Source organism: Pseudomonas sp. SHLD1 (assembly GCF_028640935.1).
In the GTDB taxonomy this organism is placed as follows: Bacteria; Pseudomonadota; Gammaproteobacteria; order Pseudomonadales; family Pseudomonadaceae; genus Chryseomonas; species Chryseomonas aestiva.
Genome location: NZ_JAQZAD010000006.1, coordinates 358,356 through 383,895, shown reverse-complemented (window position 1 = coordinate 383,895; position 25,540 = coordinate 358,356). Strand labels below are relative to the sequence as shown.

General features: G+C 63.2%; 29 protein-coding genes and 2 pseudogenes. 11 read left to right on the top strand and 20 right to left on the bottom strand.

Annotation, left to right across the window (positions count from 1 at the left end):
* Positions 1 to 51 precede the first annotated feature (51 nt).
* The 5 genes from PVZ77_RS01775 (at position 52) to PVZ77_RS01755 (ending at position 3,368) form a co-directional block, all read left to right on the top strand.
* Positions 52 to 261: a DUF1127 domain-containing protein gene (locus PVZ77_RS01775; protein WP_042134830.1), complete on the top strand. Its 210-nt coding sequence runs from the start codon at positions 52 to 54 to the stop codon at positions 259 to 261.
* A 73-nt stretch (positions 262 to 334) separates the two neighbouring features.
* Positions 335 to 655 carry a DUF2388 domain-containing protein gene (locus PVZ77_RS01770; protein ID WP_007160027.1) on the top strand — a complete coding sequence of 107 codons (321 nt, stop codon included), beginning with the start codon at positions 335 to 337 and terminating at the stop codon, positions 653 to 655.
* Positions 656 to 755: 100 nt separating this feature from the next.
* A complete protein-coding gene (locus PVZ77_RS01765; protein ID WP_037006567.1) occupies positions 756 to 1,055 on the top strand; it encodes a DUF2388 domain-containing protein in 300 nt (99 codons plus the stop codon).
* A gap of 34 nt (positions 1,056 to 1,089) precedes the next feature.
* On the top strand, positions 1,090 to 1,410 hold the full coding sequence (locus tag PVZ77_RS01760; protein ID WP_007160025.1) for a DUF2388 domain-containing protein: 321 nt from the start codon (positions 1,090 to 1,092) through the stop codon (positions 1,408 to 1,410).
* Positions 1,407 to 3,368 carry a DUF7844 domain-containing protein gene (locus PVZ77_RS01755; RefSeq protein WP_042134828.1) on the top strand — a complete coding sequence of 654 codons (1,962 nt, stop codon included), beginning with the start codon at positions 1,407 to 1,409 and terminating at the stop codon, positions 3,366 to 3,368. The genes PVZ77_RS01760 and PVZ77_RS01755 overlap by 4 nt, the downstream gene beginning before the upstream one ends.
* A 108-nt stretch (positions 3,369 to 3,476) precedes the next feature.
* Here the strand turns inward: PVZ77_RS01755 and PVZ77_RS01750 are convergent, their stop codons facing one another.
* Complete coding sequence (locus tag PVZ77_RS01750; RefSeq protein WP_042134826.1) at positions 3,477 to 4,937, bottom strand: YdgA family protein; 1,461 nt, start codon at positions 4,935 to 4,937, stop codon at positions 3,477 to 3,479.
* A gap of 273 nt (positions 4,938 to 5,210) precedes the next feature.
* On the opposite strand from PVZ77_RS01750, the gene PVZ77_RS01745 reads away from it, so the two are divergent.
* Positions 5,211 to 5,882, top strand: a complete 672-nt coding sequence (locus PVZ77_RS01745; protein ID WP_042134825.1) for a nucleoside/nucleotide kinase family protein — start codon at positions 5,211 to 5,213, stop codon at positions 5,880 to 5,882.
* Between the two features lie 11 nt (positions 5,883 to 5,893).
* On the opposite strand, the pseudogene PVZ77_RS01740 reads toward PVZ77_RS01745, so the two are convergent.
* The 3 genes and pseudogenes from PVZ77_RS01740 to PVZ77_RS01730 form a co-directional block, all read right to left on the bottom strand.
* Positions 5,894 to 6,019: pseudogene (locus PVZ77_RS01740) on the bottom strand (helix-turn-helix domain-containing protein); the annotation flags it as partial.
* 142 nt (positions 6,020 to 6,161) lie between these two features.
* Positions 6,162 to 6,737, bottom strand: a complete 576-nt coding sequence (locus tag PVZ77_RS01735; protein ID WP_273805579.1) for a PIN domain-containing protein — start codon at positions 6,735 to 6,737, stop codon at positions 6,162 to 6,164.
* Positions 6,737 to 7,201: a helix-turn-helix domain-containing protein gene (locus tag PVZ77_RS01730; RefSeq protein WP_042135427.1), complete on the bottom strand. Its 465-nt coding sequence runs from the start codon at positions 7,199 to 7,201 to the stop codon at positions 6,737 to 6,739. Before PVZ77_RS01730 ends, PVZ77_RS01735 begins: the two co-directional genes overlap by 1 nt.
* Before the next feature lie 454 nt (positions 7,202 to 7,655).
* Between PVZ77_RS01730 and PVZ77_RS01725 the strand changes: the two are divergent.
* Positions 7,656 to 8,305 (top strand): annotated as a pseudogene (locus tag PVZ77_RS01725) (GlxA family transcriptional regulator); the annotation flags it as partial.
* A 105-nt stretch (positions 8,306 to 8,410) separates the two neighbouring features.
* Here the strand turns inward: PVZ77_RS01725 and PVZ77_RS01720 are convergent.
* The 6 genes from PVZ77_RS01720 to PVZ77_RS01695 form a co-directional block, all read right to left on the bottom strand.
* Positions 8,411 to 9,169: a TraI domain-containing protein gene (locus tag PVZ77_RS01720; RefSeq protein ID WP_255211819.1), complete on the bottom strand. Its 759-nt coding sequence runs from the start codon at positions 9,167 to 9,169 to the stop codon at positions 8,411 to 8,413.
* Between the two features lie 64 nt (positions 9,170 to 9,233).
* On the bottom strand, positions 9,234 to 10,751 hold the full coding sequence (locus PVZ77_RS01715) for a conjugal transfer protein TraG N-terminal domain-containing protein (protein WP_042134818.1): 1,518 nt from the start codon (positions 10,749 to 10,751) through the stop codon (positions 9,234 to 9,236).
* Between the two features lie 15 nt (positions 10,752 to 10,766).
* Positions 10,767 to 11,111 (bottom strand): hypothetical protein, encoded by a 345-nt coding sequence (locus tag PVZ77_RS01710; protein ID WP_042134816.1) that lies wholly within the window; start codon positions 11,109 to 11,111, stop codon positions 10,767 to 10,769.
* Positions 11,108 to 12,442, bottom strand: coding sequence for an integrating conjugative element protein (locus tag PVZ77_RS01705; protein WP_115946406.1), 1,335 nt, complete (start codon positions 12,440 to 12,442; stop codon positions 11,108 to 11,110). The genes PVZ77_RS01710 and PVZ77_RS01705 overlap by 4 nt, the downstream gene beginning before the upstream one ends.
* Positions 12,443 to 12,516: 74 nt before the next feature.
* Positions 12,517 to 13,452 (bottom strand): TIGR03756 family integrating conjugative element protein, encoded by a 936-nt coding sequence (locus tag PVZ77_RS01700; protein ID WP_115946258.1) that lies wholly within the window; start codon positions 13,450 to 13,452, stop codon positions 12,517 to 12,519.
* Positions 13,449 to 13,790: a TIGR03757 family integrating conjugative element protein gene (locus PVZ77_RS01695; RefSeq protein WP_273805580.1), complete on the bottom strand. Its 342-nt coding sequence runs from the start codon at positions 13,788 to 13,790 to the stop codon at positions 13,449 to 13,451. Before PVZ77_RS01695 ends, PVZ77_RS01700 begins: the two co-directional genes overlap by 4 nt.
* A gap of 414 nt (positions 13,791 to 14,204) precedes the next feature.
* Here PVZ77_RS01695 and PVZ77_RS01690 point away from each other — a divergent pair, with 414 nt between their 5' ends.
* Positions 14,205 to 14,675 (top strand): antitoxin Xre/MbcA/ParS toxin-binding domain-containing protein, encoded by a 471-nt coding sequence (locus tag PVZ77_RS01690; protein WP_042135426.1) that lies wholly within the window; start codon positions 14,205 to 14,207, stop codon positions 14,673 to 14,675.
* Positions 14,672 to 15,175: an RES family NAD+ phosphorylase gene (locus PVZ77_RS01685; RefSeq protein WP_042134811.1), complete on the top strand. Its 504-nt coding sequence runs from the start codon at positions 14,672 to 14,674 to the stop codon at positions 15,173 to 15,175. Before PVZ77_RS01690 ends, PVZ77_RS01685 begins: the two co-directional genes overlap by 4 nt.
* Positions 15,176 to 15,447: 272 nt before the next feature.
* Here the strand turns inward: PVZ77_RS01685 and PVZ77_RS01680 are convergent, their stop codons facing one another.
* Genes PVZ77_RS01680 through PVZ77_RS01640 form a run of 9 tightly spaced genes read right to left on the bottom strand, consistent with a single transcriptional unit; the run spans position 15,448 to position 23,077 of the window.
* Positions 15,448 to 18,315, bottom strand: coding sequence for a conjugative transfer ATPase (locus PVZ77_RS01680; protein WP_042134809.1), 2,868 nt, complete (start codon positions 18,313 to 18,315; stop codon positions 15,448 to 15,450).
* Complete coding sequence (locus PVZ77_RS01675; RefSeq protein WP_042134807.1) at positions 18,315 to 18,743, bottom strand: TIGR03751 family conjugal transfer lipoprotein; 429 nt, start codon at positions 18,741 to 18,743, stop codon at positions 18,315 to 18,317. The genes PVZ77_RS01680 and PVZ77_RS01675 overlap by 1 nt, the downstream gene beginning before the upstream one ends.
* Positions 18,724 to 20,118 (bottom strand): TIGR03752 family integrating conjugative element protein, encoded by a 1,395-nt coding sequence (locus PVZ77_RS01670; RefSeq protein ID WP_042134805.1) that lies wholly within the window; start codon positions 20,116 to 20,118, stop codon positions 18,724 to 18,726. Before PVZ77_RS01670 ends, PVZ77_RS01675 begins: the two co-directional genes overlap by 20 nt.
* Positions 20,105 to 20,995, bottom strand: coding sequence for a TIGR03749 family integrating conjugative element protein (locus PVZ77_RS01665; protein WP_273805581.1), 891 nt, complete (start codon positions 20,993 to 20,995; stop codon positions 20,105 to 20,107). The genes PVZ77_RS01670 and PVZ77_RS01665 overlap by 14 nt, the downstream gene beginning before the upstream one ends.
* Entirely contained in the window at positions 20,992 to 21,660 is a 669-nt protein-coding gene (locus PVZ77_RS01660; RefSeq protein ID WP_042134801.1) for a PFL_4703 family integrating conjugative element protein, read from the bottom strand. The genes PVZ77_RS01665 and PVZ77_RS01660 overlap by 4 nt, the downstream gene beginning before the upstream one ends.
* Entirely contained in the window at positions 21,657 to 22,076 is a 420-nt protein-coding gene (locus tag PVZ77_RS01655; RefSeq protein ID WP_042134799.1) for a TIGR03750 family conjugal transfer protein, read from the bottom strand. Before PVZ77_RS01655 ends, PVZ77_RS01660 begins: the two co-directional genes overlap by 4 nt.
* Before the next feature lie 21 nt (positions 22,077 to 22,097).
* Positions 22,098 to 22,469, bottom strand: a complete 372-nt coding sequence (locus tag PVZ77_RS01650; RefSeq protein ID WP_042135424.1) for a TIGR03745 family integrating conjugative element membrane protein — start codon at positions 22,467 to 22,469, stop codon at positions 22,098 to 22,100.
* 12 nt (positions 22,470 to 22,481) lie between these two features.
* Entirely contained in the window at positions 22,482 to 22,721 is a 240-nt protein-coding gene (locus tag PVZ77_RS01645) for a TIGR03758 family integrating conjugative element protein (protein ID WP_007160000.1), read from the bottom strand.
* On the bottom strand, positions 22,718 to 23,077 hold the full coding sequence (locus PVZ77_RS01640) for an integrative conjugative element protein, RAQPRD family (protein ID WP_273805582.1): 360 nt from the start codon (positions 23,075 to 23,077) through the stop codon (positions 22,718 to 22,720). The genes PVZ77_RS01645 and PVZ77_RS01640 overlap by 4 nt, the downstream gene beginning before the upstream one ends.
* Positions 23,078 to 23,581: 504 nt before the next feature.
* Between PVZ77_RS01640 and PVZ77_RS01635 the strand changes: the two genes are divergently transcribed.
* Positions 23,582 to 23,839: a hypothetical protein gene (locus tag PVZ77_RS01635; RefSeq protein ID WP_042134795.1), complete on the top strand. Its 258-nt coding sequence runs from the start codon at positions 23,582 to 23,584 to the stop codon at positions 23,837 to 23,839.
* 134 nt (positions 23,840 to 23,973) lie between these two features.
* Here the strand turns inward: PVZ77_RS01635 and PVZ77_RS01630 are convergent, their stop codons facing one another.
* Entirely contained in the window at positions 23,974 to 24,861 is an 888-nt protein-coding gene (locus PVZ77_RS01630) for an NAD(P)/FAD-dependent oxidoreductase (RefSeq protein WP_042134793.1), read from the bottom strand.
* A 118-nt stretch (positions 24,862 to 24,979) separates the two neighbouring features.
* Here PVZ77_RS01630 and PVZ77_RS01625 point away from each other — a divergent pair, with 118 nt between their 5' ends.
* Entirely contained in the window at positions 24,980 to 25,423 is a 444-nt protein-coding gene (locus PVZ77_RS01625; RefSeq protein WP_042134791.1) for an Rrf2 family transcriptional regulator, read from the top strand.
* The last annotated feature ends 117 nt before the right edge of the window (positions 25,424 to 25,540 follow it).

Genomic DNA, 25,540 nt, shown 5'->3' with positions numbered 1-25,540 from the left:
CCACGTCAGCGGCGAAGCTGAGTCTCCTCTGCCGCTTCGCTGGATATCGCCATGGATCGCCTTTCGCCCGACAGTGCCATTGCCCGCTCGGTCTCCCCTCGGCGCGGATGCCGCGCCCTGTTCGCGCTGCTCGTCCGCTGGCGCCTGCGTGCCCTGGGCCGGCGGCAATTGCAGCAGCTGGACGGCCGGGCGCTGGGCGATCTGGGTCTGAATCTGGCGGATCAGCGGCGGGAAGGCGACAAACCCTTCTGGCGGGAGTGAAAATCTGCGCCGGGATGCGACTTCCTCGGGCTGACGGTAGTCTCACTCAGGCCTATCCAGACGGGAGTCCCCCATGAAAACCCTGCACCTGGGCGCCGCCGCGGCGCTGTTCTGCCTGTCCACCGCCGCCTCGGCGTCGAGCTTCTATGTCACCACCGACATCATCGTCAACGCCATCGATGCGACCTCGGACACCACCTCGTCCATCACCGGCTCCTTCAAGAACGACAAGCTGGTCCAGGAAGCCCGTGACGATGCGGCCACCTACGTCGGCAGCGCCGGCGACATCCGCGGCGTACGCCTGGAAGCGGCGCTGGACCACCTGCGCAGTCAGGCGCCCGAACTGCGGCAGGCCAGCGATGACCAGCTGGCCCAGGCGATTCTCGCCATCTGACGCGCAACACCGCGATACCCCCCGTACCCCGTGGCTGCTAGCCCGGAGCGGGGGGCTGCGTTAGCCTTGGCGACCATCTGCCACCGGAGGGTCGTCATCCATGCATATCCGTCGTTCTGCCGCGCTGTTGCTCGGCCTCTGTCTCGCCACGCCGGTCCTGGCGTTCGACTCCACCACCGAGGGTCTGGTGAAGACCATCTACGGCACCAGCCAGCTCACCACTGGCCCCTTCCAGAACAAGCTGGTCCTGGCGGCGCGTGACGATGCCGCGGCCTTCGTCGCCACCGACGGCGCCCTGCGCGGTGCTCAGCTGGAGGAAACCCTCCGCGCCCTGCGCGCAGCCGATCCGGCACTGCACGCCTCCGACCGGGAACTCGCCCAGGCGATTCTGAGTCAGTAGTCCGTTTCAATTCCGTGACATCCCTGGAGTATCCATGCGCCGTTCCCTGCTTATCGCCGCTGCCCTGACCCTGGGCGTTTCGAGCCTGGCTCAGGCCCAGACCCTGGTGGCCACCAGTAACATCGTGGTGCGGGCGCTGCAGCGCAGCATCGACTTCACCTCCGATACCACCACCTCCATCCGCGACGCCAAGATGATCCAGGCCGCGCGCGGCGATGCCGCCAGCTTTGTCGCCACCGACGGCGACATCCGTGGCGTCCAGCTGGAAGAAGCCTTCCGCAGCCTGCGCGACCAGTTCCCGGCCGCGCGCCAGGCCAACGACCTGCAGCTGGCCCAGGCCATCCTGGCACTGTGAAGAACCGCGCCGGCCGGCTGCGGCAGTGGCTGGCCGGCCTCGCGGCCGGCCTGGCTCTCGGTGGGGCCCAGGCCGCCCTGCACCTCGAACTCGATACCCAGGGCCTGACGCCCGCGCAGATCCAGGCGACCCAGCAACTGCTGGATGAAGGCCAGGCCCTGCTGCCACCCAGATTCAAGGCGGCGCTGGACGAGCGCATCCCGGTGCGCTGGAGCAGCGAGCTGCTGGAAGAGGCCTATGGCGAAGCGGATCGGCGCAATCTGCTGCTCAATCGCCGCCTGCTGCCCAGCCTGGTCGACGGCAGCGACACCCGCATCCAGACCGGCCGGCCCCATGGCACCCAGCACCGCGAGCTGCTGGCCACGGTGCTGCACGAGCTGACCCACTTCTATGACCGCGAGCGCGTCTGGACGCCCGCGCAGCGCCAGCTGATCCTCTCCTGCGGCGGCCTGGGGCTGACCTCCGACCAGCTGCCGGTGAAATGCCAGGGCCAGGCCGGGCGCAGCTATACCCTGTCCGACGATCCACGGCTGCTGGACCTGGCAGGCTGGCAGGTGAAGACCCGCAAGCACGGCAATCGCGAGTCCAAGAATCTCTTCATCGCCCGCAGTCCCGATCTCTATGAAGTCACCAACCCGAAGGAATTCGTGGCGGTGAACATGGAGTACTTCCTGCTCGACCCCAGCTATGCCTGCCGGCGGCCGGCGCTGCAGCGCTACTTCGCCGAGCACTTCGGCTGGTCGCCCGAGCACGATGCCTGTCCGGGGCGCTATCCCTATCTCAACGCCGGCAACGACTTCGGCGAGGCGCCCCTGGGCTGGCTCGATCCGGAGCGGGTCTATGCGGTGGACTACCTGCTGGCCGAGGGCAACGAGAAGGTCATGAGCCGCTGGGGGCACAGCATGCTGCGCCTGGTGGTCTGCGCGCCCGGCCGGCCGCGTGGCCCGGATTGCCGACTGGATCTGCAATACCACCTAGTGCTGTCGTTCCGCGCCTTCGTCAACGACGTCCAGCTCTCCAGCTGGCGCGGCCTGACCGGCTCCTATCCGTCGCGGCTGTTCGTGCTGCCCCTGGCCCAGGTGGTGGACGAGTACACCAAGGTGGAGCTGCGCGGCCTGCAATCCGTGCCGCTCAAGCTGACCCGTCCGGAGATCGCCGACTTCCTCGAGCGAACCGCCCAGGTGCACTGGAGCTATGACGGCCAGTACTACTTCGTGACCAACAACTGCGCGGTGGAGACCTTCAAGCTGCTGCACGACGGGGTGCCGCGCCTGGCCGATGCCCAGCTCGATGTCATCACCCCCACTGGGTTGATGGATGCGCTGAGGTTCAAGGACCTGGTGGACACCTCGGTGCTAGACGATCCACGTGAGGCGCTGCGGCTGGGCTATCGCTTCGACAGCTTCCGCGAGCGCTTCCAGGCGATGTTCAAGGTGGCCCGAGAGCGCCTGAAGCTGCCCCAGGCGGATGTCGAGGCCTGGCTGGCACTGACTCCGCAGCAGCGTCGCGAGCAGTTCCAGCGCGCCGACCTGCGCGCCAGCGCCGCCTTGCTGCTCTTGGAGCAGGCGGCCTATCGCCGGGCGCTGCTGCAGGCGCAGACCGAGCTCAAGGATCGCTACCTGGGCCAGGACGCGGTGGACAAGGCGCGTTTCGGCAAGGCCGGTGGCGCCCTGGAGCAGATCCTCAAGGACAGCGGCTACCTGAGCCGTCCGGCCGAGCTGCTCGGCACCGACGGCTATGGCCTGCCGCAACCGGGCGAGTGGGAACAGTTGACCGCCGAGAGCCAGAAGCGCCAAGCGCACCTGCGCAGCCTCCGGGACACCCTCAACAACGAGGTCCGCCAACTGCTCTCGCCGGAGGCCCGCGATGGCCTGGACCTGACCGAAGCCAACCTGGACCTACTCGGCAAGCACCTGCGTGAGCTGAACAAGGCCAGTGGCGGGTTAGAGCTCAAGTAAGGCGGTTAAAGCGTTGGGCTTCGCGTTGCTCAATTCAACCTACGAGATTGGTGACGTAGGTTGAATTGAGGCGGCTCTATCGCCGAAGCCCAACAGCCCAAGCATCCGCTAGCGCTTCGGCGCCTTACCCTGGGGTTTGGCGGGTGCCGCGGGTTGCGGGCGCTCCAACAAGGCCAGCAGCTGTTCTGGCGGGACTTCCTGGCCGTTGAGCAGCAGCCGCCCAGCGCTGTAATTCAGGGTAGCCACCAGATCCTCGCCTTCAGCCTTGAGCAGGCCGCTGTTCAGGCCGATGCCGGCCAGCGCTTCGGCGGTGGCCTGAGCCTGCTGCTGCATGGCCGGCTGGGTGCGCTGGGCGCCCGCCTGGAACAGCACGCCATCCACCAGGCTGCCCCGCGCGACCGACAGGCGCGCATCGAGACCGGCCAGCATCTGGGCCGCGAGTTGCTCGGGCGGCAGATCGTAGGTCGCCGGCTTGGCCAGGGTCAGGTCCAGGCGCAGGTGGTTGCTGCCGCCTGGGGTGTCGAGACGCAGATCATCCACCACCAGCTGGGGACGCGCGGCGAGCACATCGCCGAGATGCTGCTGCAGGGTAGCCTGGGTGGTGGGGTCGAGACCTTGCTCGGTATCCAGCTGCAGGTGCTGCAGCAGGGCATTGAGCTGAGCCAGGGCCGGGCTGTCGAGATTGCTGTAGTGACTGCTCAGGGTCGCCTTGCCCAGGGTCTGGCCGGCGATATTAAGCTGACTGAGGCTCGCGTTGAGCGTACCTGCCAGTTGCTGGCCCTGTTGCCGGGTGTCGCCCTGAATCTGCAGATCCCGCAGCTCGACTGCGGGCTTACCGGGCATGGCCAACAGCAGGCGGCCGAGACGCAGCTGCCCTGGACCAAGCCAGAAGCCATCGGCATTGCGACGGTTGTCGCCGGTCAGGCCGAAGCCTTCGGTCTCCAGCTTGGCCCAGCCATCCGGCGTGCGCACATTAAGGCTGAATTGCCCGACGGTGCTGTCCAGGCGCAGCCGACTGGCTTCCATGTCGGTATTGAAGGTGGCAGTCAGGCCGGAGAAGGCCACCGCGCCCTGGGGCTGGTCCACGTGCAGGGCGGCCAGGGCGAGACCGCCATCCACCGCGCGGTCGTAGCCCAGGGTGGCGTCGAGCTGTACAGGTTCGGCGCCCTTGGCCAGGGTGAAGAGATCGGCCGTGACCGGCGTGCGCGCCAGGGTGAAGCGGTTGACCGCCATGACCGGCGCCAACTGCAGGGACTTAAGGCGGGTCAGGGGGAGGGGGCCATGCTGGATGTTGTCGAGCACCCGCAGCACCTCTACGGGCGGCCGATCCTCGGCCTGTACGCTCAGACTGAAGGTGGCGGTGCTGCTGAAGATACCCCGCTGCAACTCGACCAGCTGGAGCTGCAAGGGGTACTCGGGGAGTTGCGCCTGCAGAGCCAGCTGGGCCTGGCTCGCGGCCTGGCGCAATTCGCCTTCCAGCCGAGTGCCGGTGTACCAGGCGCCACCCACGGCTGTGCCGACGGCGACCAGGGCCACACCGGCGAGGGTGGTAAGTAGCGGTTTCTTCATGGTGACCAAATCCTTTTGTATGAGGCTCACGGCGGCGCGCGGCCGATAGGAGGCGGAGTGTACGAGAGCGCCGGGTGGATGCCGAGGGGGAGCAGCCGGTATCGGCTCGCCGGGCTGCAGACTGTGATGGCTTTCCGACCATGCCGGCGCCGAGTCGACGACCAGCTCCGCTGGGTGCTAGCGTGCCGCGATCCCCACTGCCGGAACCTCCGCCATGACCGCTCTCCTGTGCCTGCCTGCCATTTCCATCCTTGCGCTGCCGGGGGTGCCGGCATGAGCAGTCAGCGTCCGGTCGAGGGCCTGCAACTCCCCGCTGAACTCCTGGCCCGCGCCGAGGCGCTGCTGGCCCAGGGTGGACGTCGCCTGCTGGGTATCGCCGGTACTCCCGGCGCGGGCAAGTCGACCGTCGCTGAACTCTTGGCCGCAGCGCTCGGCGAGCGCGCCGTGGTGGTGCCCATGGACGGCTATCACCTGGCCAATCGCGAGCTGGCGCGTCTGGGCCGCGCCCAGCGCAAGGGCGCGCCGGACACCTTCGACGCCCGCGGCTATCGCGCCCTGCTGCAGCGGCTGAAGGCGCCGGTGGCCGGCGAGACCGTCTATGCGCCGCTGTTCAATCGCGAGATCGAAGAGCCCATCGCCAATGCCATTCCGGTCCACGCCGAGACCCAGCTGGTGATCAGCGAGGGCAACTACCTGCTCTTGACCCAGGCGCCCTGGAGCGATGTCGCCGAGGTGTTCGACGAGTGCTGGTATGTGCGTGTCGATCCTGAAGAGCGTCGCGAACGGCTGGTCGCCCGCCACATGCACTTTGGCCGCAGCCGTGCGGACGCCGAAGCCTGGGTGGAAAGCACCGATGAGCCTAATGCACGACTGATCGACGGCGACCGGGCGCGGGCGGATCTGGTGGTGGAATGGCGGGATGGGGCGGCTGCCGGGAAGGCCTGAGCCTGTGCCCGCTGCCATTCGGTCGGGCTCGCGCCGGTGATGCGGCGAAAGGCGCGGGCCAGGGCCGAGGGACTATCGTAGCCGACCTCGTCGGCGATCAGCGCCAGGGGGCGGCGCTGCTGCAAGCGCTGATGCGCACGCGGGCGAATCATCAGCATGAGGCTAGGCTCGACCAAGTCCCGCCGCTCGCCCCGTGCGGTTTCGAAGCTCAGGCGTCCGCCGCGCAGCAGATGGACCTGGCCCGCACCTACCGGCCTAGAGCTCTGGCCCTAGCAGAGGTCAGATCAATGACTCGAAGTTGGAGAGATGCTTAACGAGCTCGGGGAGCTGCTGCTTAAGCAACGTATCGAGTAGCTCGCAGGGCGTATGGGTATGGTTCTTCAAAGAAGCACGCTGTCTTCGGGCCGCTTCAAGCACAGCTGCTTGATCCAAGTCCCAGATGTCGGACAGGAAGACGTCGGGATGCAACGCCTCGATCTCGAAGCACTTGAGGATTTCAGCAGGAAAATCCCTGAGGTTATAGGTGACGATGACCGAAGCACCGCATTTGATGGCAGCGGCTAATACATGCCGGTCGTCTTCGTCTGGTAGGTCGAGCCCTTTCACCAAAGGCTCATAGTCCTTCACAAGACAGTCAGGAACTGCCCGATTCATGAGTTCGACAGTGCGATCGAGCTGCGCGCTTGTCAGGTCGGGACGGTTCTTCAGCACGTTTCTCGTCCACTCATCATGGATCTGCTCGGACCAGCGCGCTCGATACGCTCCAGTGAGGGCCAGTTGCATCAGCAAATCGCGCAGAGGTGCGGGGTACAGAACACAGGCATCGTAGATGACAGTGAACGGTGAATGTCTCATCAATACCCCATGTTAAGCGCTTGGGCTTGCGCAGCCAGTTCTTCCATAGCGTCCTGACTCGCCCTATCACGGTCAGCTTTGTAGACCATGAGGTCGGTGAACCTAATACGTCGATGGCTACCGGTTTTGGTGTGCGGAATCTGGCCTTCGTCCAGCAGCTTAACGAGATGAGGGCGCGAGACATTGAGCATGTCGGCACATTCTTGGGTCGTCAGCTCTGCATGAATCGGCACTACCTTCACGGTGTTGCCTAAGGCCAATTCGCTGAGTATGTCCCCGAGCAACTTAAGCGCGAGCGTAGGTAGTTCAACAACCTGGCGTTGCTGGGCCTCATCAACCAGTTCAATACGCTGAGTATCTAGCTTCGTTGAAACGAAAGCAGCGATCTGACGGCTTGATTCAGTAGCCGTAGCGATTGCTTTTTCATCCGGGAGAATGGTTCGAGCAAGATCGGCGGTGGTCATGATGTATCTCCCAAAGGCAACGCACATTCCTGGCGTCTCATACGCCACTAGCGTTTATAGTCGAAATAAACGAAACGTGCAATATTCGAAATAAACGAAAGAACGTTGATGCCTACTTATCACTGCTGGAGTGACATGCACGTCGACCACTGATACCTGCCGACCGCGGGAGGCGGCCGGCAATCTTGGTCAGGCAACGGGGATGGGGTTGTCGGCCAGTGCCTGGTTGAACCGGTTGATCAGCGCATGCTCCTGCGGGCCGGCATTGGCCCGCAGCGGCACCACACGATCCACTAGCACCTCGGTCTCGGCAGTGACCAGCTTGTCCAAAGTCTAGGAGACGAAAGCGTCCAGTGGCATGGCGCGGCTGTCGCCAGCAGTTGCTGGTGGAGACTAAGCCCTGGCCATCGAGCCGTTGCTCACACTGCTGGATTTCGTCCGCTTGGCCGGCGCCCAGGCGCGCCGCACAGCGGGGATCTGTACCTGTGGCTTTGCGCTGGTCGCGGCCGGTCTACTCCACCGGCGCCGGGCTACCACCTATTGGTCCTTCGCACGGGCCATGCAGGATCGCTATCCACAGATCCGTGTCGAGGAGGACCGCATCTTCATCGTCGACGGCCCCGTGTGGACCACCGCCGGCCTGGACCTGGCGCTGGGCATGGTGGAAAAGGCTTGGATATGGAGGTAGCGCGCTCGGTGGCGCATCGGCTGGTCATGCAGCAATTCCGCTCTGGCGGCCAGACTTAGCATTCAGAACTGCTGACCCTGATGCCCAAATCGGATCGGATTCAGACCGCGCTCGCATACGCCCGGCAGCACCTGGGCCGCCCCCTGAGTGTTGAGAAGCTGGCCGAGGTGCCTCACCTGAGTCCGCGGCAATTTAGTCGGGTGTTTATCGCCGAGACGAGGTAGTCACCGGCAAAGGCCGTCGAGGGGCTGCGCCTGGAGACGGCACGTTTGATGATAGAGCAGCCCCGTCATTCCCTGGAAACGGTGGCGCGGGAGACCGGCTTTCGCAATCACCGCCATCTGCGCGGATTGTTCATGCGCGGCTTCGGCGTGCCGCCACAGATGATCCGACGCGACGCCCGTCGTCTGGCCTAGCCCAGGCCTTAAACGTTTCACGTGGAACCTGGCAGGTAGCGTTGAAATGGCCTATCCGCATGCGCTATTCAGGCTGCGACTTAGCTTAGAGCCCCTTACGCGCGCTTAACAGGAGGCTTGATCTGCCACAGCTTGAGCGGCCTGAAAGGCGAGATCTCCCAGGATGTCTGCGTGCGCTTCCTGGCCGCTCATCATGTACAGCATCTGTGTCCAGAGCACATCGTAGCTTGAGAGCCAGGTGAGCAGCTCCGGATCCAGCACGTGGACGTGGAGCAGTGCGGTGGCCGCGGCTTGTAAGCGATAGGGCCGCTCATCCGGATAGTGAACGCGATAGGGGCGCTGCAGCGGGCCCTGCCAAGGCCGCCATGGTGTTCCGTCATCGTGTTCTACGCGGAGATCAACGACCAGCTTACCCAGATCCTGCAGCAGCACGGCGTAGACCACCGCGGCCGTCCAGGCTTCGGCTTGCTCGGCCTGCTCCTCGGGTGGCGCGCCGGCAGGTAACAGGCAGGCCTGGCGCAGACGAAGTGCGCAGATGACGCGGTGAAGCGCCTGATCGAGCATGCCTCCGGCGTACCGGTAGTGCCCGTCCTGTGAAGCGGGAAATTCCTGAACCAAATGGGCGTACCGCTGCAGGGGAGCGAGGTACAGCTGTGCGAATTGCTCGCGCGAGACCGCGGTGCGCTGCCAGATTTGTTCGACCAGGACAGTGCGCGCAGGACGCGCCAACAAGACGTCTCCTGGCAGGGGGTGACGTAGGCGTTGAGCCGAATCTGTCGTAGGGCCTGGATCAGGCGGAGAGGCGTCGGTGCGACGATTGAGCCAATGTCTGAGCAGGCTGAGGTCTCTGGTGGCTAATCGCATCACCTGATGGAAAAAGCGTATGTGCTGGTTCACGGGTGGTACCTCGTGCGTCAGGAGTAAGCCTTTACTGCATCCCTTGTCGCAGCGCTTGGGTTCCCTTGCCGCCTGCGCCTCGTGCATCTTGGGTGGCCGTTGCCAGCGCCTGAAGGGCCGCACCGGCCCGTAAGCCTGCCCAGGTCAGAGCCGTTATCCAGAACGTTGGAAAGGCGATGAACATGGTGGCCATGACGAAATTCAGCAGGAGGTCACCGAAGGCGTTGTTCAGGCCGATCAGTGGATCGAAATTTCGATGGGGACGTCCGGCGCCAAAGCCCCAACCATAGAGAGCATCCAGGATGGTGCTGTCTAGCCAACGGGCCAGCTGAAACCAGAACTCCACGAAGAAGAGCGCAAACTGCACGGTGCTAAGCGTCAGCGTGGTCTTGAGGTCGTAGGTGCCTATGACCAGCAGCAAGGGAAGGCCAATCACCAGCGCCATCTTCAGCAGTGACAGCACCATCGGCAGTGCCTGACGCACGACGTCCATGGCTGGAAAGAACCCCAGGGATCCCAAGGCTAATCCCGTGTCGCCCGCCAGGCGTGCGGCCATGTTGGGCAGCGACATATCCACCTGACCACCATAGTCGCTATAGACCTGTCCCTGATTGAGCTTCTGCTGGCGCGGCGCGACGACAGTGCGTATGACCGCATCGTCTACGGTCTGCCGGGAGACAAAGCCTGCCCAGTGTGCCAAGCGGTTCAGCAGTCCAGCATCGACCTGGGTCAGCAATCGCTCGCGCAGCCCGCGCCCCGGATCGGACCACCATTGGCGACAGGTTGGGTAGCCCGCGCCATTCGCGCCCGGTGCCAGGCCCGCATCACGGGTGGGCTCGTAAGGCCAGGCCTGGCGAGGGGTGCGTGCGCGGTCAGTGTCGTAAAAGCCAGGTGAGTTGAGAAAATAGCGAGAGCCGATCCAGGTGACGTCATAACGCTGATCCGCAGCCAGGCCCGGGCGCTGCATGAACAGTCGGGCGCGCGAGGGGCCGTAGCACTCACGGGTAAAGTCGGCTACTTCCTGCGCGAGCAGTGGATCGGCAATGCGTGTGGCATCGAGCTCCATACGGATCTGTCGCAAGTCCGTACCGCAGGGAATGGCCGCGATGGCCGCGCCGGTGACGGCCTTGGACAGCCCATGCACGAAGAACCACCAGACCGGTATCAGGGCCTGCTGTCCATTGAGCTGGGTATAGCTCAGGGCCCAGCCCGTCTTGGAAGGGGCTGCCACATCGACCTGGCATTGGCGGGAGCGGGTCATATCAAACTGAAGGGTGTTTAGCGATACCGGGATCATGGGAATCGCTGCAAAGGCGATGATGCCGATCGCCAGGAGCATGCGGCTTTCGATGCGTCGGGTAGAGAGCAGGCTCTGCTGACTTTCATCCGCACTGATGGTGCGGGTGTGCAGCCATTCCTGGATCACGATCAGCAGAAAGGGCAGCGCAAAGAGACCGCTGGCCAGCAACAGATTCCAGATGCCGTTATGGATAAGCCAGCCGACCAGGGTGAGGTAGTACTCGAGGTAGTCCGTGGTGTAGAGCGTCATGGCAGGGTGTCCTCACTACACGGCGTGGGTCCAAAGGCGCCATTCCGCAGCCGCCAGCGTCGACAGGGCGAGGCCTTCCAGCAGGTACAGACGTACCAGCTCACGCGATGACCTTTCGCGGGCACGTACCCGTTGGTGCAGCCCATACCAGCCCCACGCCGTGAGGCCATACAGGCACAGCCGCCACAGCAACAGGAGCATCGCGTGCGCCTCCAGCCAAGCGGTCCAGGCCTGTAGTCGGTCTAGGGAGGGTTGGCCGAATTGTGGTGCCAGGAGGAACACCACCAAGAGCACCAGCGCGGCCAGTGAGCGACGCCGCAGGCATTGTTTGCGGACCGCACGCCAAATGAGTTGCCTCATGGCGCATCCTCCTGAGGAGCCTGAATCACATCCAGGCGGCGGGGCGTGGCATCACCCTGGAAGATGCCGCCTGAGCGAGCGGCGCGTTCGCGTTGGCGATCTACCACACGCGACGCCGCATTGGTCGTCAGCGTCCTGCGCAGCTCCAGCTCGGTCTTCAGGTTACCGACCTCCTGGGTCAGGGTTTCCTGCTCGGTACGAAGGGTGCGCGTGGCGATCTCATTTGCGGCGACGTTGGGCTCCTTGAGCCCGGTCAGCAGCAACCGCTGGAGCAACAGTGCTTGCTCCACAACGCGTGACAAGGCCACCTCGGAGGCAAGACGCTCGCTTAGTACATCTCGGTCCGGCTCATCGCGTAAGGCCTCGATGACACCTCGGGTGACGGGCAGTGCGCGGCTACCCGCAGCGGCAAGCTGCTCGGAGGTGGTGGGCGTGGTGCCTGCCACGAGGTCGCGCAGCGCGCGCAGGACCTTGTCGTACTCCTCCTGGATCAGCGGCGTCAGGCCTACGCCGGGTGTGGTTTGGGTCTTGGTGCACTGCGTACAGGTTCTGAGTTCGCGCTCTCCCAAGACTCGATTGGCCCAGGCTGTCGCGGCGTGGGGCGACGGCCAGACCTGACAGATCAACCGGTCGTGGCACTGCGCGGGGTCCAGGTCGGTGGTCTCCTGAGCATTTCGCCCGTTGAGCAGGTTGTAGCCTGCCCGGGTGACATCGCTAATCAGGCGGATCGGGGGCTGATCACGTCCTCCCGCTGGCGCGCCGGCCACCCAGGGCACGCCCTGCTGACCCCCGCGGGTTTCAGCCTGCTCGACCGCGGACACTCCGTCGCGACTGGCAAGGGTTTGCTTGAGCGCCATGCCTTCGGCCAGCTGATCCCATCCGGCGCTTCCGCCTGCAAGATCTGCCATGCGACCGGCCAGGGCGCGGCAACTGGCCTTGGAGCGATCGAAGTCCAGGCGCGCCTGCAGGATGCCGTTGGTGAGGAGGTTATACAGGGCAGGATCTGCCCGCTGGATGATGAGCGCGGGCAGTGAGGCCACCGCGCTGGTGGCGTTCTGGATGACGTTGTTCATCAGGCTATGAAAGCCGTTGGTGACGCCATTGAGCTGATTTTGCACCGTGGTCGACAGGCTCATGTCGCCACAGACCAGGTTGCTGTTCCAGCCAACGCCCACACCCAGGCTCTCCATGTTGCCCGCCGGGCTCATGGACACCGCCCGGCCGCCGCCGATGCTGTAGAACACCTCGTCACTGAAGATTGGTCCGCTGAGGTTGATGCCTGTGTTATCCAGGCGAAGTGATTGCGCGCTACTGGTGGTGAGCAGCAGCATGCCTGTGACGAGGTGCAGAGCCCGCCAAAGGCCCATTCGATGAGAAGGGGTCATGGAGATACCTACTGAGATCGCTACAGAAAGTCCTGGCTGCCCAGCAGCACCTGGCCCTGGCGCTCACAGCAGGCATAGGGGCGCCACAACGCCCAGGCGTAGTCGCCCTGCATGGCCTGTGGCCCTGCTTGGTCATGCGGGAACACCACGCAGGTGGACGAAAGCCGAGGCGCCAAGGGCTGCCACCTACCGGTTTGGGCATCGCCCTCTTTGAGCGGGCCGGCGGGCCAGTAACCCGGTTGCGGCTGCGCCCGCAGCGGCTGGTAGACGTGGGGCTGTCCCTCGCGTGTGACGATATCGCCTGCGCGCTGGGCGATGACGGCAGCGCCCTTGTAGTCATCGGCTTGATGCACAAAGCCGGTCCGGGGATAGACGGTGCCCCAGAGGTTGGCTTGCGCGCGGGTGCCAATCTCCCGTAGGCCGGGTGACACCGCTTCAGGATAGGCGCGCTCGGGTATGCCATATCGCCAGGCCAGGGTATCGAGCGTGCTGAGCAAATAGGGTTTGAACGGTGTCCCGGCGCCACCGCAGGTGTAGCCAAACTGGCCGGCATACTGACCCAGGGCGGCAGCGCCGGGATGACCGATCACATCCGCATTCTTGAATAGGGCAAGGTTGTTTTCATGCACCTCGGCGCTGGTTCCTGCGCCGCCTGAGCGTGCCATGGCAGTCGCCGGACTCAGTGCACGCAGGGCCTGCCACGGGTTTTCACCGGTGTTCGAATAGCTGGCAACGACGGCGTCCGGAACGTAATGCCTGACCTTGAGCGAGGTGCGGACGCTACAGCCGCTTAAGGTGCAGTAAAGCCAGTAACAGATGCCGACAACGCGGTACTGCAGGCAGTCGGGTGAGGCCACCGAAGCCACGATCGCCGGGGTATCCAGCGCCAAAGCCGCGGTCGTGCTGGCAAGGGTGCCGGCCAGCAGCAAAGGGCGCAGGCGAGCAGAGCGCTTCATGGCCGGCGGCCCAGCTGGCGTTCGATACGTGCCACGGCCCGGGCCACGTTCGTATCGCCATAGACGACGTAGCGGTGATCAACCACTACGGCCGGCAGGTGAGTAAGGCCCAGATGCCAGGCCTGTAGGAGGTCTTGGTAGGCATTGGCCAGTTGCGGGGCGAGGGCCGGCGTCTGTTCCAGACGATGGCGAACCCGTTGTTCAGCAGTCGTAAGGTTGGGTGGTAGGTCTCGAGAAAGCGCTTCTTGCAGCCACGAGGCCTCGTCGAGCAGAACGACACGGGCACCTTGAGTCTGGGTAAGTGGATGGTGGCGGTCCGTATAGGCCACAACGTCCACAGCCTCTGCGCGAAGGCAGGCTAGCCCCAGGACCAAGGGTCCCAGACAGGTAGGGCGATACCGGGCATTACGATGGGTCATGGCGGCAGTCGTCTCCAGGCGCGGGGATATGCCTAGTTCAAAAGACGACGAAGCCGAGTACCAGAAAGAATAGGGAAGCGGGCCTTACCGGATTTTTTAGCGACGTTTTTGCTTGAGCGCGCATGCGGTCAGCACCGGAGAACATCCTTTGTGAGCTGCAGTGATCGACGCTCAACGAAAATTCAATTGGCAGCGGGTCTGGACCTCACTGCCCCATGCTGCGTTGTAAGGCTGAAATGAGCGCCAGGCCAGCGCGCAATCGCTCGTAGGTATAGTGCGTTATGCGCCAAACGGCGGTAGTGTATGCGTCAAATGACGCTGGAGGATTTTGTCATGACTACTGTCACCAGCCGGTCGACCAAAGACTACAACCTAGCCAAGCCGACATGGTTTCTCATCCATGTTGATGCTGGCCAGCTTAGTGATTACGACATCTACAAACGCACTACAGAGGGCTTTTACCGTCACGACGTAGATGCATTGATTTCGGCATATCAGCCTCTGGCGCACAAAAAGATCACCAGCCGCATCATTGGCAAATCGATCCGTACGCTGCAACGCCAGAACAGCGCAGGCCGCTCTGAAAGGCTGGATGCTCTTCAAAGCGCTATCGCGTTCCAGTACGCCAAGGTGCTAGAGGACGCGATCAATGTGTTCGGTGACCAGCAGCTTGCAGAGCAGTGGTTGAGTCGGCCCTGTAAGTATCTCGACGGAGACATTCCTTTAGATGTCATCCATAACCCGATGGGGTTTCAGGCGGTCGAGGACTATCTAGAGCGGATTAAGTACGGGGTCTATCAGTGAATGCTTTGCCTTGGTCGGGAGCGTGGCATGCCTGGCGCCTCGACCGTGCTGAGTTTGCGGACACATGGGACAAAGGAATCGGAGCTCATAAGGTGGGTGGCCGATGGAATCCGCCGGGGCGCCACGTTGTGTACGCGGCTGCGGATCCTGCTACCGCGATCTTGGAAGTCGCGGTCCACACCGGGTTTGACCTGCTGGACATCGTCCCGCATGTGCTGACTTGCTTCACTGTGCTTGATCCAGACCTGATCAAGGTCGTGCAACTCGAGGACGTTCCTAACCCCAATTGGTTAACAGGTGCCCGGCCTTCCTCGAATCAGTGTCAGTTCGGGGACAACCTGTTAGATAAGCATCCGTTTGTTCTCATCCCCTCCACGGTATCTCGACACTCGTGGAATCTGCTCATGAGCTGCGATTTGGCAGAAGGCTCATACCGGTTGGAAAGCCAGGAGCGGTTTGGCCTCGATACGAGATTGCTTAAAAAAGTGAGCGAAGAGTAGAAAGATCAAAAGCGTTGCTAACGCAAACCCATAACTCTGATTTGCGTTTCGCATGCTTTCGGGTGGATTTTCCAGCGTGAAACCAGCCTTACGGATGTGAAGCACCGCTCCTGCTGACGGTAAATTACCGCCTCGCTTGGATAAATCGATTTGGCCACGCTTGGGTGGAGCATGCAGATTGGGGTAGGCGTTTTCTAGAAAGCCTATGGCAGCGCGGCGACTGATCATCCCTGCGGATAATGAGCGACAGGTCTGCCTGAGCGCCCGCTCGTTCAGTTAGGCGGCGGCCTAGGAGGGTCAAGGAGGGCCGTGGTAATGCCACGCTGCTGGTCAAGCGCCTCTGCCATCTTGAACGCTGCGTCCAACTCGCTGAGCCCGTCCTGTTGCACATAGCGGTAGCGCTCAGCTTTTTCTTCCGGGTCGGTCATGGCCAAGGCCAGAACCAGGCTAGGTGGTATCACGCGAAAGAGCGTTTCCATCGACTTGGACAGGATGACTCCTTCGCTAAACTTGCCGGCTTCCTTGCGTGCCGAGCGCATCAAGGCCTTCTGAGCAGGCGTTAGCTCGCGAAAGCGGGCGATCTTCTCGACCTCATCGGGCGGCATCGACAGGCAGATCCACCACTCGATCATGTTGAGCATGGGTTCAGCCGCCGCTGGCAAATCGTCCAGATTCTGAGTGGCCAGCCAGAACCAGGCGCCGAGCTTTCGCCACATCTTGGTGATCTTGACCACATAGGGTGCCAACAGTGGGTTCTTGGTGATGATGTGTCCTTCGTCGGTGACGTTGATCAAGGGACGCCCCAGGAACTGATCGCGCTCAGCCAGGTTGTTCACGGCGTTGATGAGGCTGACGTAGGCCACGGCAAGCTGCGCGCCATAGCCCTCCCGGGCAAAGGTCGCCAGATCCACCAGGGTGATGTCAGCCTCAGGCCACGGCGTGCCAGGGCGATCAAAGAGTTCGCCGTCGCTGCCCTGACAAAACAGGCTCATGGCTTCGGCCATGTCCAAGAGGCGGGCGCGTCGAGGTTCGGGAAGGGCGTCGTCGCGCGCCTGTTCGCGTAACGTGGCGCAAAGATCGCGGGTCAGCACGGGCTGTCCCTGCGCTACACAACGTTCGGCGGTCGCCAATAGGCACTGACGCAGCAGGCTCCGGTCTGCGCGGGTCATGCGTGCGTCCTCGCGTGGATCTCCGCCGGTGATCATCAGGCGCGCGATGATCTCCAGTTCGCCCAGGACATCACGCTGCTCATCCGACGCCTCTGACTGATTACCCTCTGTACTGTCGAGCGCTTTGGGGGAGGTCGGTGTGACCAGCCGCCAGGCATCGGCGAAGGGTGCCAGGCTGATGCCGCTGCCCGGTGTGAGGGTTACGCGGTGAACGGACAACCCCAGGCGGGCGGCGAAGTCGGCAAACAGTCCAAAGGAGTTACCGGCCTCGACGATGAATAATCGAGGTCGGTACAGCGCGGTCACCTGCTGCAGCAGGTAATTCAAGGTCGCGCTCTTGCCCGACCCGGTTGGACCGAACAGAAACAGGTGGGCGTTCATCTGGCGATCAAGGCGGCTCAGCGGGTCGAAGGTCACCAGACCTCCACCTCGATTGAAGAAGGTGATGCCGGGATGACCCGTTCCCGTACTACGGCCCCAGACAGGGGCCAGGTTCACGGCGTGCTGCACGAACATCAACTGGGTATACCAATGCCGGCGGTCGGCCGCAGGATCAAAGACTGCGGGTAGCCAACGAAGGTAGCTGTTAAGCGGCGCCACCTCCGCGTCTTCGCGTACCACCTGCAGGCCTGCCGTCAGCAGCACGTTGTTAAGCGTGTGGCAGCGTTGGCGCAGACTCTCCATCGCCGGTGCGCGCACATAGAACGCCAGCGCGCCTCGATACAGCTTGTGCTGTCCGCCAATCAGGGCGCGGGCCTGCTCGACGTCCTGGCGGGTGTGCAGGGAGGCCAAAGTGTCGCCCACGGCCTTGCGTGCCAGCGTATTGAGCTGCGCTTCCAATCCATCCTGTGGCGTTGCGACTACCGTCAGGCACATCACCGTGCCCGCTGGTAGCTGATCCATTACCGCATTAAGAGCCTCACCATGCCGCATCTCACCGCTCAGGTGGCCTGCTTCCGGAGGCTGACGCAGTCGATCAACCACCAGGACGCGATGAGGCTGATCGTCGAAGTACCACACCCCTGTTGTTCGGTCTGAGCGAGGTGGCGTGAAGAAAAGGCGCTGCGCAAAATCGGTCCCGCTGGCCAATTCCAGGGCGTCGGGTGGTGTCGTGTCCGGATAGCGGGTCAGGGTATAGAAGCGTGCCTTGTCGGCGTCGGTATGGCCCAGGTGAGTGGGATCGGGATTGAACCAGCGGAGCAGCCAATCATGGATGGCGGCAGCGTCCAGGCGTGTGCTGGACACACCCGCGCTGGCGAGCGCCGCTGTAAGGCGGTCGCAGGTTGCATTCAGATCCTGCTCAGGCGCTGACACAGGGCTGCGGCGCGTGGTGGCGGGAAGGCGCCGGTAGACGACCATCCGGGTACGGCGGTGCTGCCCACGCCAGGGCAACTGGGTCACGGTGGTGTCGTCGAACAGTCCGCCGGGCGTGCTGACGGCCTGCAGGTGGCGGGCGGTCAGGCCCAGGTAGTAGTCCGTGAAGACGCTGTGACGTGCGAGAGGGCGGACGTAGTCGGACAGTGTGTTTAGGTAAGTCTCGAAGGTGGGCTCGTCCTGGGCATAGAACTGTACGACCCAGGGGCTCTCGTCGTGCTCATCGAGTGTTTCCTGCAGAGCGGTTTCTACGGCATCGCGCGCTTGGGCGAACCAGTCAGGCTCGCGTCCTTCTGTCGCCAGTGGTTGCAACTCGAAGAAGGCTGCCACCGAGCGGCCATCGTCCAAGAGCATGCACTGCGCATCAGGCAGGTATTCCACCCACGGCAGGAGATCGACGAACGAGGGCGCCTGGGCGTACAGCCTGTCCTGATCCGCTTGGGTGGCAGGCCGGCGTTTGGACGGGTCCAGGCAGGCGCCCGGGGCAGCCAGCCCGTGCTTGGCTAGCCGCATGACATGGGCCTGCCAGGCATCCGATGACTGAGGATCCGGTGTCGTCTGGCGCAGGCGTGGCCAGCGGAGCCAAGCGCGGCGCATCAGTAGTCCTCCACGCGCTCACCGGGCAGGGCGTAGGGTACGTGTCGATAGAGCGGAAATACTGTGCTGTAGCCTGGTACCGGAACTGACTCCTCGCCGGCCAAATGCGGGAAGACATACATCACCAGATCAGGGTTAGGCAGGCGGGGAAACTGCTGGTTGAGGGAATGAGCGCGCTGGCGCAGGTCCGCACGCGGGCCGCTGGAGGGGTGCTCATCTCCGACGGACAACGGACGACGCACCTGCTGCCGGGCCTCGTTCAGGCGAACCTCGGCGCCCTGGACACTGCTCGTGTAGGTACTCCAGAGGTCGAGCATGGTGTGATCACCGGGCGGAAGTAGCATGTCCTTGCTGGCGCAGCCCGTCAGCGCTAGGGCCAGCAGCGGAGTGGCAAGCGCGAAAGTCATGTCAGTCCAAGGGCGCTGCATGGAAGCCTCCTGTCAGGTGATGAACGCGTCGCCCCTGGGGGACGTAATCGAGCGTGACGGGCCGCTCCAGGTGAACCGCAACCTGGGCGCCGGGTTTCACGTACACCGCCGCGAAGGCTTGGCCATAGAACCGATTGACCCACTGCGACAGGTCCTGCATGCCACTGGCCAGGATCTGGTTGAGCGCCCCCTGTCCGGACGTGCTGGTGGTGCCGAACGTGCCGGCGCCGCTGAAGACGGCATGCGTGCCCTTGTCGGCTGACAGGAGCGATGCCGCGCCAGCACCTGCGGCGGTGATCAAGGCTTGCGAGCCCAGGTACTGGGCCGCATTGCTACGCCGTTCACCCGCTACGCAGGGAATGCCGTGGTCATCGCTGATCCAGCCCAGGGCGTTGTCCGCCGACTCACCGCGTCGGGCCTGGCCGCTGGGCGGGTCATCGTCAGGTAGGGTGCGGATCGTGCCGTCGGTAAAGACAAAGGTCAGGCTGCGGATCTGTCCGCGGACGCAGGACAGAGTCCAGTCACCGGAGGCCGTTCCGCTAACCACGGCGCCGGCCACATCGGGTAATTCGATGCCGTTGGCGGTCAGGTTGTCCGGGCCGATCAGCACCTTGAAGGGGTAGGGGTCATTCACCGTGCCGTCGACGGGGACCCGGCCGATCAGGGCCGTCATGGCGACCGAGCCCACCAGGGTGGCATTGGCCGGCAAGGTATAGACCGGTTTGGCCGGAGCATCAGGTGCGTGGCTCATTCGGTTGTCAGGGACTGGGGCGGGTGGCGACTCAGGGGCTAATCCCAGCTGCAGTGGGTGTGCCTGGCTCTTGCTGGACGCAGCGTCAGGCGGCACATCGCTCGGCTCAATCCAGCGCAGTGGTACTTCAGTCGACGCCTCTTGGGTGGGCTCAAGGCCGAGCCCTACCGGCAGCTCCGTGGCATCGTCCTGTGCGGGAGTGTGCAGGCGCTGCTTGACGTCGTTGAGCAATTGTTCGGTTTGCTGCCGTTCACGCGCCAGCTGCTCCTGAGCCTGCTGCCGCTGCGCCCGCTCAGCCTGCAGGGCGTGTTCGATTCGCTGATCAACCAGCGCGGTTGCATCCTCAAGACGGCCGGGCGCATGACGTGAGTGCTGCACATCGCGCGTTGCAGTCTCCAGCTCCTGACGCAGCTGCTTGACCTGAGCTACCAGGGTCGCGACGGTGTCCCGAGGGGAGTCGCCTTCAACCCCCAAAGCGGCGCGTTCCTCTTGGGTCAGCGCATGAGCGGTTTCGGGCTCAACATCAGACGTACTGGAGGACCCGGTGCATCGCGTAAGGCCAACGGCAGTCATCATTCCGGCCAGGGGAATGGCCGCCCATTTGAGTAGGCTACTGGTCTTCATCGACATTACCGTGGCGCAGCGCGGGTAAGACAGGAGGGCGAGGTGCGACGTCTGGGAAGGGCGTGACCCTGGGGAGCACGGCGCCCCGCAGTCCCTGGTGGCGAGTAACGAGATAAACCACTGTGGTATCGGTGGCCTGACCGGACGGGCCAAGGTCGGGGTGCTGGAAGGTGGCAGCCACAAAGTCGCCCTGTAGTGTCTCGGGCACCAACGCGATAGGACGTGCGCTTTGATTGCTCAGGCGAACTGCGGTGACTCGCAGGTGCTGCAGTTGCCAGGCGGCAAGGGCGTGTGCCCTAACCGGTAGCCCCGGCAACAGGCTGTCCAGCGGCAGCTCTTTCTCCACCGCGGCGGGGCGAATGCCCTCGACTGGCTCAAGGGTGCGTAAGGGTGCATAGAGACGCTGGGCGGCATAGCGGGTCAGGGTCATCGCCAGGGCCGCGTCCGGAGCGCTCTGAGCAGTACCGGCTTCGGGCGTAGTCGACGCGGGCGACGACTCTTCGCCTGGCGCATCCAGAACGATTCGAATCGGCTCCGCTGGCGGTTGACCCGATTTGGCCGGCTCTGCGGCGATGTCGAGCAGGATGATCATGCCCGTCTGCACATCCTGTACCTGCAGCCGCGTGGGCGGAAGCATGGTGCTGGCGCGCAGGTACAGCGCGCCGCCGGTGCTTTGGATACGCAAGCGATCACTCAGAGCTGTAGGGACGCCAACGCGCACCTTGCGGTCAAGGAACACGACACGTTCCTGGCCTACCGTGAGCGGCACCGTGAGGGGCAGGCGCTGCCAGTGCAGGATCTGTGTGGCCTGACCGGATGCTGCCACACCGAGCCCAAGGAACAGCGCGGCGAGCAGGGATAGGGGCTGGCGAGTCATGTGGCGGCTCCTGGGGCTTGAGCAGGCGTCGGGTCCGGATGGCGGTCGATGCGTTGTGGCGGCTGGGCATAGCAGTCCAGCGCAAGGCCGAACGGGTTGTGCTCAGGGTCTTGATCCAGCCGTGCGACCTTGAGCTGGTAGCGCACCAGTGCCCGCTTGATCTGCTCGCTGCTGTAGTACTCATCCGCCGTCAGATCCAGCGTGACGATCCAGTCGCGAGCCGAGATCACCCTGACCCGACGCGCCGGGTCCTCGCCGTAGCCGCGTCCTGGGATCTCGTAGAGGCCCCGGACACGTAGCCGCAGCTCGCCGTTGGCGCGTCGACGCTGATAGTCCTGCTCGAGGAAGTCCTGGCAGGCGGGCGTGAGGTAGGCCGAGAGGGTTTTAAGGTTGCGCGGGTAATCCGCCTCGCCATCGCTGGGCCAGCGCTGCAGCTGCTGCCAGATGTAGAAGGCGAAGGCATAGACGTTTTCGGGAGGTACGTCCCACCAGCGTCGGGTGCTACCTGAACGCAGGTCGGGTGGGATATGGATGGTCAGATCGCGCGGCGCGCTCCACCAGCCAAGGCCCAGTAGCAGCGCCAGTAGGGCCAGGGCAGCGGCGGCCAGGCGAAGGGTGCGTATGTGCGCCTGCAGATGCACGATTTCGTGGCGAAAGCGACTCATGACCAGCGCTCCCCTTTACGCAGGACCGGCCGGGAACGTCGTGTGCTCCAGGTGCCTGAGCGCAGGATCAACGCCTGTCCGCCGACCCAGGTGGCCAGGAGGGGGAGGCGGGTTGCTACCTGCCATTGCAGGTGCCGATGCAGCCAGGTATCAGGTCGTCCGCGCTTGAGGGTCTGCAGCAATCCGCTGCTCAGGTAGAGCCCAACCGCGAGGGTGATGAGGATGCCCGTGGGCAGCACCGCCAGCTGCCCAACCACAACCGCAAGCGGCAGACTCAGCCCTAGCCCGATCAACGCAAACAGGGTGGAGGCAAACCAGAGCTCGTCCGCGGTCAGGCCTCGAACAACGGCCGGTTGGCGATTGAGTCGGTGGGGCAGGAACAGAACCTGGCCGTCTTCGGCGCGTACGGTCTCCATGGTGAGGGGCCGCTCCGCGCGTCAGAGCACACCGATGGCGGTGGTCAGCAGCCAGATCCCCACGACCAATAGCATGGCGCCTACGGCCACGGTAAGACCAAATTGCCCCCAGGTGGCGCGGCCAGTGTGGATCTCGGAGTAGCGGGTATAGGCGTGGTAGCACACGCCGATAAACATGGACGCCACAACCAGCAGGGCGACCAGCATGACGATGTCGTAGCCGTAGTTCTGCAGGGTCTGCAGGATGCCGGTGCCTTGCCCACGGGTGGGCGCTTCCATCTTGGGCAAGCCAGCGGCGTGGGCGCCTTCAATCAGCCCGATACCACTGACGGCCGTCAGGGATTGAGCAAGACGGCGAGGGCAGATGCGCAGCAGCGACGTAGACACGTTCAGGTCCTCCACAAGTCAGGAGAGCAGTAGAAAAATCAGGGCCAGGTACAGGAAGAAAAAACGCACCGCGACGCCCAGCAATTGGCGTTGGGTCATGCGGTGTTCGGCCCAGCTCACGAAGGCCGTACGCAGGGCCCAGACGCCCCAGAGCTGAAAGACGGCAAAGACCAGGCTCAGCACCACCGTGGAGACGGCAGCAGGGGTGAAGCCACCGCTGGCCTGAAAGGCTGCGCTCTGTGCGGCGGAGAGGGTCATGGCGAGGACGCCTCATGTGGATCGACCTCGCGGGCGTAGTCACCTGCCAGCGGCTGCAGATCCCTGGGCTGGGCCCGAGACGGCGTCAGGTAGTGTTCGATGCCCTGGCGGATGCGCCGCAGGTCTTGCTGCAGGCGGGCATCGTCGAAGTGGTAGCGGGTGCCTGCAGGGGCTGTGTGCGCAGCGGTCTGAACGGCCAGGTGTTCAGTGATCGTCAATTGCCGGATGACGGCAGCTAGCTGCTCACGTTCAGCGTCACCGTCGCCCGCCCATGCATGGGGGGCGCTTAGGGCAACCGAGAGCGGTGTGAGGAGGAGTGCCCACTGAAGTAGGGCGAGGCCTTTGCGCGTTGCCATCTTGCTCGCGTCCTGAGCGATTCGATGGCGCGAAGGTGCCGTTTACTGGAGCGTCACGCCGCAGAAAATCCGATTCAGCGCGTACCCGGTTTTTTGTAGACGGTGGCCTCACCGAGAAAGCGGAGCGCACGCCAGCCGGTTTGTTGGTTGCAACCGGTAACCGCGAACGTTAGATTTTGGCTGTCGTGGTCAATCCCGCGACCGGGCGTGAGAACCTGGAAGTTGTCCAAGGCGCGGTAGCGTCATAGTGCTTAGCCAGTATTTGCATGCTGCGCTAATGCTCCTCTATGGCGGGCCGTGTGAGGCAGGCTTTTGCCTGGCCGGTTCCCTTGGACGCCGGATTCTCACCCTTGCACGGTCCGCCTCCTATGCTCGTGAGAAGGCTGGTAGGCGGTTCCTTAACCTGTCCAAGGATTAAAAGGAAAATGCCTCGTCCTCCTTTCAAGCCCGGGCTCCGCCTGGCACATCCGACTACGTGTCTTACCTCTCGCATGGAGGTGCGCCATGACTAGTCGCACTAGCACCATAGTCCCTTTTCCAACGCCTCTGCTTCGGGCGCGCCAGCCAGACTTCGAGTCGGATACGCCGGATGCCGAAGCTGAGTTGCATGTTTCAGTGCTGAACGATCTGCTTGATCAGTTGGCGTCTGAGTCGGTAGAGAACGGAGAACTTCGTCAGCAACTGCTTGCGTCGATGATGCGCGAGTTGCTTAACGATGTTGTCGTGCTTTACCGCCAAGCCCTGACAGAAGCACGACGTTAACAACCCTCTTGAGCAATGACGCTGCACCTGTCAGATAAGGTAGAGCTGGCAGGTGCGCTACTGTCCTTGCCAAGAAGACAGGTTAATACGTGCTAGTGCTTTGGTAAAAAGCCGGCGGCCTGAAGTTGCTTCGCTCAGCGAAAGATCAACGACTGGTGAGCTGCGCCACCTGTGCGAGCACCGTCGCCGACCGCGATCGCCACGTTACCGGCAGCCACTGCCGCATCTCCGCAGGCAAACACGCCTGCCACACTGGTTTCCCGCATCTGATCTACTGTCAGGAAGTCGCCCAAGGGACCGCTTTCAACGGCAAGGCCCAACTGCTTGATCAGGGGGTTGTTCAGATGCGTGCGTGGTTGGACGAACAGTCCTGCAAGCGTAATCACACGACCACTGGCCAGTGTCACTTCCAACCGCTTCCCACCAATAGAAACAACCTGCTCTTGCTCGAGCGAAACGCCACGCTGTGCAAGCTTCTCGCTTTGCTCTGCATCGGGCTGGAAGGCGCCGTTGAGGAATAAGGTTGTTGCTCCCCAATCAGGCAGCATCAGGGCCTGATGGATAGCGAGTGGTGAGCTGGCCAGGACACCGATGTTTCCTTTGTCCAGCTCATACCCATGGCAGTAAGGGCAGTGGAAGACCTGTCGCCCCCAGCGCTCAGCCAAACCAGGAATATCTGGCAGCTCATCGGTGACGCCGGAAGCCAGAATCAGCCGACGGGCATTGAAGGTGAGGCCATCGCTTGTAGCGATAGAGATCACATCGGCCTGTTTCTCTGCTGCAACCGCAGACGCGTCATGCCAGGTGACGGATGGGTAGGCGAGTAGTTGCCGACGTGCTTGGTCAGCAATTGCATCTGGGCTGTTGCCGTCTTGCCCCAAGAACCCATGAGACGTGGCAGCGAATCGATTACGGCGTTGCGCAGCATCAATCACCAACACAGAACGGCGCGCCCTAGCCAGTTGCATGGCAGCGGACACACCGGCGTAGCTACCCCCCACAACGATCACATCGTAGATCATGGAATTTCCCTCTTGAATTTCAGGAAACAACATAAGTTACGTGATGAGCGAAAGTCTAGGTCTTGTAACTTTTCCTGTGTCGAGAGATGCTGGCCGGCTTGAATGAGGCTTTTGAGCTATGAGAAATGACACGCGCCTATCGCGGATGCTGCATACGCTGATTCACATGGCTCGCCATGAACAGCCTGCGACGTCTGACAGCTTGGCGCAGATGCTGAGTACTAATCCGGTGGTCGTGCGCAGGACGATGGCCCTGCTCAAGGAGCAGGGGTACGTTCGTTCTGAAAAGGGTCATCGGGGAGGGTGGATGCTGGCAAAGCCCCTTGCAGAGATCACACTGCTAGATATCCATCAGGCGCTCGGGTCGTCGTCGATTTTCGCCATAGGTTTGGCGACCGATCATCCTGAATGTCTGGTTGAGCGAGCCGTAAACAATGCGCTGACCGAGGCATTCGATGCCGCGCAGGCTTTGCTGCTGACGCGCCTGCGAAGTATCACGCTGCAGCAGCTAGCGGATGACTTCGAGCAGCATGCTGAGCTACTCGAGACGACCAGAGCGTAACGTCTTCATAAGATTCCGGCTGATCCCCAAAGCCCTGTCTGGAAGCAGCTTCTATCCTCAGGTGATGAAGTAAAAGGACCGCTCGTTGGGCGGCTTATCGTGCTTGGCTTGATGAGC

Bases quoted from the DNA above. Each gene is read 5' to 3' on its own strand.
- PVZ77_RS01730 (WP_042135427.1), bottom strand. From the start codon at position 7,201: ATGACCACCGCCGATCTTGCTCGAACCATTCTCCCGGATGAAAAAGCA.
- PVZ77_RS01715 (WP_042134818.1), bottom strand. From the start codon at position 10,751: ATGACGCTCTACACCACGGACTACCTCGAGTACTACCTCACCCTGGTC.
- PVZ77_RS01690 (WP_042135426.1), top strand. From the start codon at position 14,205: ATGACTACTGTCACCAGCCGGTCGACCAAAGACTACAACCTAGCCAAG.
- PVZ77_RS01665 (WP_273805581.1), bottom strand. From the start codon at position 20,995: ATGACTCGCCAGCCCCTATCCCTGCTCGCCGCGCTGTTCCTTGGGCTC.
- PVZ77_RS01775 (WP_042134830.1), top strand. From the start codon at position 52: ATGGATCGCCTTTCGCCCGACAGTGCCATTGCCCGCTCGGTCTCCCCT.
- PVZ77_RS01705 (WP_115946406.1), bottom strand. From the start codon at position 12,442: ATGCTGCTGCTCACCACCAGTAGCGCGCAATCACTTCGCCTGGATAAC.
- PVZ77_RS01680 (WP_042134809.1), bottom strand. From the start codon at position 18,315: ATGCGCCGCGCTTGGCTCCGCTGGCCACGCCTGCGCCAGACGACACCG.
- PVZ77_RS01750 (WP_042134826.1), bottom strand. From the start codon at position 4,937: ATGAAGAAACCGCTACTTACCACCCTCGCCGGTGTGGCCCTGGTCGCC.
- PVZ77_RS01770 (WP_007160027.1), top strand. From the start codon at position 335: ATGAAAACCCTGCACCTGGGCGCCGCCGCGGCGCTGTTCTGCCTGTCC.
- PVZ77_RS01760 (WP_007160025.1), top strand. From the start codon at position 1,090: ATGCGCCGTTCCCTGCTTATCGCCGCTGCCCTGACCCTGGGCGTTTCG.
- PVZ77_RS01675 (WP_042134807.1), bottom strand. From the start codon at position 18,743: ATGCAGCGCCCTTGGACTGACATGACTTTCGCGCTTGCCACTCCGCTG.
- PVZ77_RS01735 (WP_273805579.1), bottom strand. From the start codon at position 6,737: ATGAGACATTCACCGTTCACTGTCATCTACGATGCCTGTGTTCTGTAC.
- PVZ77_RS01745 (WP_042134825.1), top strand. From the start codon at position 5,211: ATGAGCAGTCAGCGTCCGGTCGAGGGCCTGCAACTCCCCGCTGAACTC.
- PVZ77_RS01625 (WP_042134791.1), top strand. From the start codon at position 24,980: ATGAGAAATGACACGCGCCTATCGCGGATGCTGCATACGCTGATTCAC.
- PVZ77_RS01645 (WP_007160000.1), bottom strand. From the start codon at position 22,721: ATGACCCTCTCCGCCGCACAGAGCGCAGCCTTTCAGGCCAGCGGTGGC.
- PVZ77_RS01765 (WP_037006567.1), top strand. From the start codon at position 756: ATGCATATCCGTCGTTCTGCCGCGCTGTTGCTCGGCCTCTGTCTCGCC.
- PVZ77_RS01670 (WP_042134805.1), bottom strand. From the start codon at position 20,118: ATGAAGACCAGTAGCCTACTCAAATGGGCGGCCATTCCCCTGGCCGGA.
- PVZ77_RS01720 (WP_255211819.1), bottom strand. From the start codon at position 9,169: ATGCGATTAGCCACCAGAGACCTCAGCCTGCTCAGACATTGGCTCAAT.
- PVZ77_RS01635 (WP_042134795.1), top strand. From the start codon at position 23,582: ATGACTAGTCGCACTAGCACCATAGTCCCTTTTCCAACGCCTCTGCTT.
- PVZ77_RS01640 (WP_273805582.1), bottom strand. From the start codon at position 23,077: ATGGCAACGCGCAAAGGCCTCGCCCTACTTCAGTGGGCACTCCTCCTC.
- PVZ77_RS01655 (WP_042134799.1), bottom strand. From the start codon at position 22,076: ATGGAGACCGTACGCGCCGAAGACGGCCAGGTTCTGTTCCTGCCCCAC.
- PVZ77_RS01710 (WP_042134816.1), bottom strand. From the start codon at position 11,111: ATGAGGCAACTCATTTGGCGTGCGGTCCGCAAACAATGCCTGCGGCGT.
- PVZ77_RS01660 (WP_042134801.1), bottom strand. From the start codon at position 21,660: ATGAGTCGCTTTCGCCACGAAATCGTGCATCTGCAGGCGCACATACGC.
- PVZ77_RS01700 (WP_115946258.1), bottom strand. From the start codon at position 13,452: ATGAAGCGCTCTGCTCGCCTGCGCCCTTTGCTGCTGGCCGGCACCCTT.
- PVZ77_RS01630 (WP_042134793.1), bottom strand. From the start codon at position 24,861: ATGATCTACGATGTGATCGTTGTGGGGGGTAGCTACGCCGGTGTGTCC.